Here is a 6,946-nt window from a genome sequence, read left to right on the forward strand (position 1 = left end):
CGCGCACGGTCTCGACGGCTGGCAGTGGATGTTCCTCGTCGAAGGCTTGCCCTGCGTGATCTTCGGCATTCTCGCGCTGTTCGTCCTCGACGATCGCCCCGCCGATGCCCGCTGGCTGAACGACGCAGAGAAGCGTCTGCTTGCATCGGAAGTCGAATCGTCGAGCACTCATCATTCGTTCGCGCAGGTCGCGAAGGACCCGCGTGTCTATCTGATGGCCGTGCCGTACTTCTGCTTCATCTGCGGGATCTACGCGGTCAGCTTCTGGTTGCCGACGATCCTTAAAGCCGATGGCGTCACCGACACCATGCAGATCGGCCTGTATTCCGCGATCCCATACATTGCATCGGCGATTGCGATGACGGTTGTCGGACGCAGTTCCGATCGCCGCGGCGAGCGCCGTTATCACAGCGCCATTCCCGCGCTGATCGGTGCCGTGACGCTTGCGATCGCCACGTTCTACGGCGGACAACTCGCAATCTCGCTCATCTGCATCACCATCGCCACCGCAATGATGTGGGTTGCCTACACGGTGTTCTGGGCGATGCCGCCGGACTACCTCAAGGGCGATGGGGCCTCGGGCGGTATCGCCCTCATCAACACGATCGGCCTCACTGGCGGCTTCCTCAGTCCTACGATCATCGGCTGGGCGCGCACCGCGACGGGCAGTCTCCAGGCCGGTCTGTACGTGATGGCCGGCTTGCTCGCGTTCGGTGCGCTCGTGTTGATCATGATGCGCCCGGCGGCCGCGCCGGCATCGCGCTGACGCCTACTTTCTTCGAGAGGTCTTATCTTGTCTCATCAAGCACGCACCATCCTGTTCGCAGGCTTCCAGCACGAAACCAACACCTTCGCTCCATCGAAAGCGGCATACGAAAACTTCGAGCGCGGCGAGGGATTCCCGCTGATGTCGCGCGGTGCAGACGTCCTCGGGCTGCGCGACGTCAACATTCCCGCAGGCGGTTTCATCCGCGCGGCCGAAGCGGCCGGCCACACGCTCGTGCCGGTGATCTGGGCGGGCGCGAGTCCCTCGGCGCATGTGACCGTCGACGCATTCGAGCGGATCACCGGCGAGATCGTCGAAGCGGCCCGCACACGCAAGTTCGACGCGGTGTATCTCGACCTGCATGGTGCGATGGTGGCCGAGCATGTCGATGATGGCGAAGGCGAACTGCTCGAGCGGGTGCGTAATGTGATCGATGTGATCGACAAGGTGGCTGGCAAGCACGTACCGATCGTGGCGTCGCTCGATCTGCATGCAAACGTGACTGAGCGCATGTTGCGCTCGGCCGATGCACTCGTCGCTTATCGGACGTATCCGCATGTGGACATGGCCGATACCGGCGCGCGCGCCGCCGCGCTGCTCGAGCGGCTGATGGCAGGCGAGACCCTGCACCGCGCATCGCGGCGCCTTCCCTTCCTGATTCCGATCAACGGCATGTGCACGTTGCTCGAACCATCGCGCGGCATGTACGAGCATGTCGGTGCATTGGAAACCGGCGAGGTCGTGTCCGTGTCGTTTGCGCCGGGCTTTCCGGCGGCCGACTTTCCCGAATGCGGGCCTGTCATCTGGGCTTATGGTCATACGACGCACGCAGCGCAAGCGGCTGTCGATGCACTCTTTAACCGCATGATCGATCAGGAAGCCGCATGGCGTGTGCCGTTCTTGTCGCCCGATGAAGCCGTACAGGAAGCAATGCATCTGGCCACCGGGGCGAGCCGTCCGGTCGTGATCGCCGATACCCAGGACAACCCCGGCGCCGGTGGCGACGCCAACACCATGGAGATGCTGCACGCGCTCGTGCGGCATCGCGCGCAAGGCGCAGCGTTCGGCCTCATCTGCGATCCCGAAGCGGCGGCAGCGGCGCATCGGGCCGGCGTGGGCGCGCGACTCGATCTGTCGCTCGGAGGCCGGTCGGGCGTACCGGGCGATACACCGTTCAACGGCAACTTCGAAGTGATGTTCCTCTCCGATGGACGTTGCCGCTACGATGGTCCAATGATGAACGGCATGCAAGCCGAACTCGGTCCCGTTGCGTGCCTGCGAGTCGACGATGTGCTGGTCGCCGTGAGTTCGTCCAAGGCGCAGATGCTCGATCGCAATCTGTACCGGGTAGCCGGCATCGAGCCGGAATCCATGAAAGTGCTTGTCAACAAGAGTTCGGTGCATTTTCGTGCCGATTTCGAACCCATCGCCCATGCGGTGCTTGTCGCGAAGGCGCCCGGACCCATGACCGCCGATCCCGCCGATCTGCCGTGGAAGCGCCTGGCGAGTGGCATGCGCACGAGCCCTTGCGGCCCCGTGTTCGTGCCGGAGACGGTTGATGAATAAAGCCGGCAGGCAGTGCAGGCCTTGTCCAAAGGCCTGCGGCAGGCGCTAAGGCCCCGGAGCGGGAACTGCCTCCCCTGTCACGAAACCCGCACCAACCGTTCGCGCACATATCGGGCGAACTCCTGCGCGATGAAGGGCGCGACCGATGGCAAGCGCAGACTGATCGCAAAGTTTGGCAAGGCCGGGAGATCATCTTCGCCCCGCAGGATTGCGAGGTCGCCGGGAATCGTCGATGCAAGCCATGCGGTGACCGCCATGTCGCTGCGCACGGTGGCGGTCGTCGCCTCGATGTTGCCGCTCTCGAACACGGTGCGCCATTCGATGCTCCGTTCCCGCAGCGCTCCAAGCACGACGGGCCTGAAGCAACACGAATCGGCGACCATCGATATAGGCAGCGGCCGCCTGAGATGCGCATTCCCGCCGCGCGCGCCGACCCAAACGAGTTGCTCGATGCGCAGGCATTCGCCGCTCGCAGCGTCGGCGGTCTCCTCTACCACAGCGAGGTCGAGCGAGCCGGCGCCGATCGCATCGATCAGTTCCGGTGACGTTGCGCACATGAGTGAAACCTCGACGTTCGGATAAGCCTCGCTGAACGCCTTGAACACCGGCGGGAAATGGGTCCCGACCAGATCGTACGGCACGCCGACCTTCAGCTTGCCTTCGAGCGGGCGGGCCGTCATGTCGTTCCAGATCTCGTCGTTCATGCCAAGCAGCAGCTTTGCCTTGCCGAGGAACCGCTCGCCGACGGGCGACAGTTCGAGCCGCCGGCCGTCGCGCTCGAACAAGAGGCAATCGAAAGTTTCCTCAAGCCGCTTGATTTGCTGACTGACTGCACCCTGCGTCAGGTGGAGTGCATTAGCTGCAATGGTCATACTGCCGGTGTTGGCCACCGCCACGAATGTGCGGACGAGCGTAATGTCGAGATTTCGGTTCATGGGTGCATTATGTCTCGTAATGGACGCCATCATGATTCGTCGTTTCACTAATGGACAGCAAGTGCTTACACTCCGGTCTCCTGCAAGGATGGCCATGTCTGCCCACTCGATCGCCCCACTCGCGTTGTTTGTCACGATTGCCACGCTATCGCCCGGCGGCGCAACGACGCTCGCGACCGCATCGGGCGCGCGCTTCGGATTCATCCAGTCAACGCCGCTTTTGGCCGGTATTGCAGTCGGGCTCGGTACGCTTGCTGCTGCCGCCGCAGCGGGTCTGGCGGGCATCCTGCTCGCCGCGCCCTCGTTGCAGACCGGCATGAAAGTCATCGGCTCGGCTTACCTGCTGTGGCTGGCCGTGAAAATTGCGCGCAGCGGGCCGCCGGCGGCGGGCAAAGGCAGCGCGGTGCCCGCCACGTTTGTCGGCGGTGCCTGTTTGCTGTGGCTCAACCCGAAAGGCTGGGCCATGGCGCTTGGCGCGGCGGCGTCCTTCGCCGTGTTGTCGGACGGTCCGCTGCACCTCGCGGCGCTGCTTGGAGGCGCCTTCGCGTTGGCCGCGTGCGTGTCCTTGTCTATCTGGTGCGCCGCCGGCGTGATGTTTGCACGCTTGTTGAAGACGCCGCGACAATGGCGGCTTCTGAACGGGTCGATGGCCCTTTTGCTAGCGGTATCGATCATTCCAATGTGGAGATGAAAAATGAACACGATGTTGTTTGCCGAATCCTTCGACCTGATGTCCGCCTTCGACGCAATTCAGGACTTCTGGTCGCCGAAGGTCGTGGCCCAGGTCAACGATCAATACGTCAAGGTGGCGAAAGTGTGCGGCGAACTTGCATGGCATAGCCACGAGGGTGAGGACGAGTTGTTTTATATCGTGCGTGGCAACCTGCGCATGGAGTACGAGAACGGGCGTGTGGTGCCGCTGGCGCAAGGCAGCATGCATGTCGTGCCGCGTGGCGTGCTGCACAACCCGGTGGCGCAAGAGGAGTGCTGGATTGTCTTGATCGAGCCGGTCACGACGTTGCACACGGGTAACGTGGATACGCCGCTTACAAAGACGCTCGCTCAGCAGCTTTCCTGATCGATCACGACTGCCACGTCTGGCGCGTGGCTGTCGCCGTCAAAACCATCGCTTTTGATTCAATGCTTCATCATCTCTTCCCGTTACACGCATCACTCCGATAAGTTCCATTGATTCGCTTTCCTTATTTTCCATAGCGTAATGCTTTGAAAACCTCCGCGCGGTTGGCCAAGATCGACTTGCCTATGCACCGGGCTGTTTTTACGATCGCACCAAATATCACACTTATCGCCAAGATTGACTTGACCTTATAGGGGCTGCAGGGTGTCTACTGGATGCACGATTCCAGCAAGGAAGTCACCATGTCCGATACAAGTTTCAAGCCCGATCGCCCGACGCAAAAGCTCGACAGTCCGCAGCAAGCCGGCAAGAACGTTCGTACTCCGATCCGTATCAAGCAGATGGATTGTCCGACTGAAGAAGCACTGATTCGAAAGAAGCTCGGAACAATGAAATCTGTCGAAGGCATGGAGTTCAATCTCATTCAGCGCGTCATCACGGTCGAACATGCCCCGGACGCGCTCGAGTCCATTGCGGACGCGATCCGGTCGCTCGGATTCATTCCTGAATTGCCGAACTCGACTGGCCGGCTCGACACCGCGGTGGCCGCAACCAGCAAACCATGGTGGCCTCTCGCGCTGGCCGGGGTTGCTGCCATCGGCTCAGAAGCGGTGGGCTGGCTGGGGGCGTCGATGTGGTTATCCGCGGCCCTGGCAATTCTTGCTGTCGTTGCCTGCGGGTTGACCACGTATAAAAAGGGCTGGGTCGCCCTCTCCAACGGCAACCTGAACATCAACGCGCTGATGAGCATCGCCGTCACCGGCGCGCTCGTGCTCAGACAATGGCCCGAGGCCGCGATGGTGATGGTGCTCTTCACCGTTGCCGAACTCATCGAGGCGAAAGCGCTCGATCGCGCGCGCAACGCCATACAGGGTTTGATGCAACTCACGCCGGCCAAAGCGACGGTGCGCCAGCCGGACGGCACCTGGGAGGACGTCGATGCCAAGGCGGTCGTCATAGGCGCGATCGTTCGGATCAAGCCCGGCGAACGTATTGGTCTGGATGGCACGGTTGTATCCGGACGGTCGACCGTCAATCAAGCCCCGATCACCGGCGAAAGCTTGCCTGTCGACAAGACCGAGGGTGACTCCGTATTTGCCGGGACCATCAACGAAGCGGGCTCGTTCGAGTTCCGGGTCACCGCGATCGCCGGCAATACGACCCTTGCGCGAATCATCCATGCAGTGGAAGAAGCCCAGGGTGCGAAAGCGCCGACTCAACGCTTTGTCGATCAATTCGCGCGCATCTATACGCCCATCGTGTTTGCGGTCGCGCTCGCCATAGCAATCGTGCCACCGCTTATTTCCGGCGGTAGCTGGCAAGACTGGATTTACAAGGCGCTTGTATTACTCGTGATCGCGTGTCCGTGCGCGCTCGTCATCTCGACCCCCGTCACGATCGTGAGCGGCCTCGCCGCAGCAGCGCGCAAGGGCATTCTGGTCAAGGGCGGCGTTTATCTCGAAGAAGGCAGGAAGCTGACGTGGCTCGCACTCGACAAGACCGGAACCATCACCCACGGCAAGCCTGTCCAGACCGACGTCCAAACGGTCGATGACCAAGCCGATCTCGAACAATGCAGGCGGATTGCATCCAGTCTCGCCGGCCGGTCAGATCACCCGGTCTCGCTGTCGATTGCCAAGGCAGGAGATACCGCCGGGTTCATTCGCATGCCGGTCGACAGTTTCGAGGCGATTCCCGGACGCGGAGTGCGTGGCGTGGTGGAGGGAAAAACTTATACGCTTGGTAATCACCGGCTCGTTGAAGAGCTCGGACTATGCTCGCTTTCACTCGAGGCAACCCTGGAGTCGCTGGAACGACAAGGCAAGACCGTTGTCATGTTGAGCAGTCCGACCCATGTGCTCATTCTGTTCGCAGTCGCCGATACGGTGAAAGAAAGCAGCCGGGAAGCGGTCGAAGACCTGCACGCGCTCGGCATCCGCACCGCCATGCTGACGGGCGACAACCCGTACACCGCGAACACGATCGCAAAGCAGGTCGGGATCGATGAAGCGCGCGGAAATCAGTTGCCTGAAGACAAGCTCAAGGCGATTGTCGATCTGTCCGCGGACGGGTCGGTGGTCGGGATGGTCGGCGACGGCATCAATGACGCGCCTGCTCTTGCGCGCGCCGACATCGGCTTTGCAATGGGCGCCATGGGAACCGACACGGCGATCGAAACGGCCGACGTCGCGCTCATGGACGATGACCTTCGCAAGATCCCTGCCTTCGTGCGTTTGTCGAAAGCGACTCATAGCATCCTTGTGCAGAACATCACGCTTGCGCTTGGCGTCAAAGCGGTTTTCCTCACATTGACGCTGATGGGAATGGGAACGATGTGGATGGCGGTATTTGCTGACGTCGGCGCAAGCCTGCTGGTAGTCAGCAACGGATTACGCCTGCTGCGCAAATGACTCGCGGGTAATTTTCTGCACGCGAGATGCAAACAACTGAAAACGGAGCACGATATGGGACTTCTGGACAAGCTATTGAGCGGTTATCGCGCTGGTCATGGCGGGGGTGGGCATGGCGGAGGCCACGGTG

General features: G+C 61.5%; 6 protein-coding genes. 5 read left to right on the top strand and 1 reads right to left on the bottom strand.

All coding sequences use genetic code 11. The annotated features are described in order from the left end of the window. Together ACFFAR_RS19985 and ACFFAR_RS19990 are read left to right on the top strand one after the other, a co-directional pair. A partial coding sequence (locus ACFFAR_RS19985) for an MFS transporter (protein ID WP_375508329.1) occupies positions 1-766 on the top strand: 766 nt, incomplete at its 5' end. Positions 767-793: 27 nt separating this feature from the next. Beyond that, positions 794-2,332 (top strand): M81 family metallopeptidase, encoded by a 1,539-nt coding sequence (locus tag ACFFAR_RS19990; RefSeq protein ID WP_375508330.1) that lies wholly within the window; start codon positions 794-796, stop codon positions 2,330-2,332. A 77-nt stretch (positions 2,333-2,409) separates the two neighbouring features. Here ACFFAR_RS19990 and ACFFAR_RS19995 read toward each other — a convergent pair whose 3' ends face one another. After that, positions 2,410-3,267 (bottom strand): LysR family transcriptional regulator, encoded by an 858-nt coding sequence (locus ACFFAR_RS19995; RefSeq protein WP_062001711.1) that lies wholly within the window; start codon positions 3,265-3,267, stop codon positions 2,410-2,412. A gap of 94 nt (positions 3,268-3,361) precedes the next feature. Here ACFFAR_RS19995 and ACFFAR_RS20000 point away from each other — a divergent pair, with 94 nt between their 5' ends. The 3 genes from ACFFAR_RS20000 (at position 3,362) to ACFFAR_RS20010 (ending at position 6,816) form a co-directional block, all read left to right on the top strand. After that, positions 3,362-3,958: a LysE family transporter gene (locus tag ACFFAR_RS20000; protein ID WP_174365622.1), complete on the top strand. Its 597-nt coding sequence runs from the start codon at positions 3,362-3,364 to the stop codon at positions 3,956-3,958. A gap of 3 nt (positions 3,959-3,961) precedes the next feature. Beyond that, a complete protein-coding gene (locus ACFFAR_RS20005; RefSeq protein ID WP_174365623.1) occupies positions 3,962-4,345 on the top strand; it encodes a cupin domain-containing protein in 384 nt (127 codons plus the stop codon). A gap of 302 nt (positions 4,346-4,647) precedes the next feature. Beyond that, positions 4,648-6,816: a heavy metal translocating P-type ATPase gene (locus tag ACFFAR_RS20010; RefSeq protein WP_375508331.1), complete on the top strand. Its 2,169-nt coding sequence runs from the start codon at positions 4,648-4,650 to the stop codon at positions 6,814-6,816. Positions 6,817-6,946 lie beyond the last annotated feature (130 nt).

The organism is uncultured Caballeronia sp., from assembly GCF_964243625.1.
GTDB lineage: Bacteria > Pseudomonadota > Gammaproteobacteria > Burkholderiales > Burkholderiaceae > Caballeronia.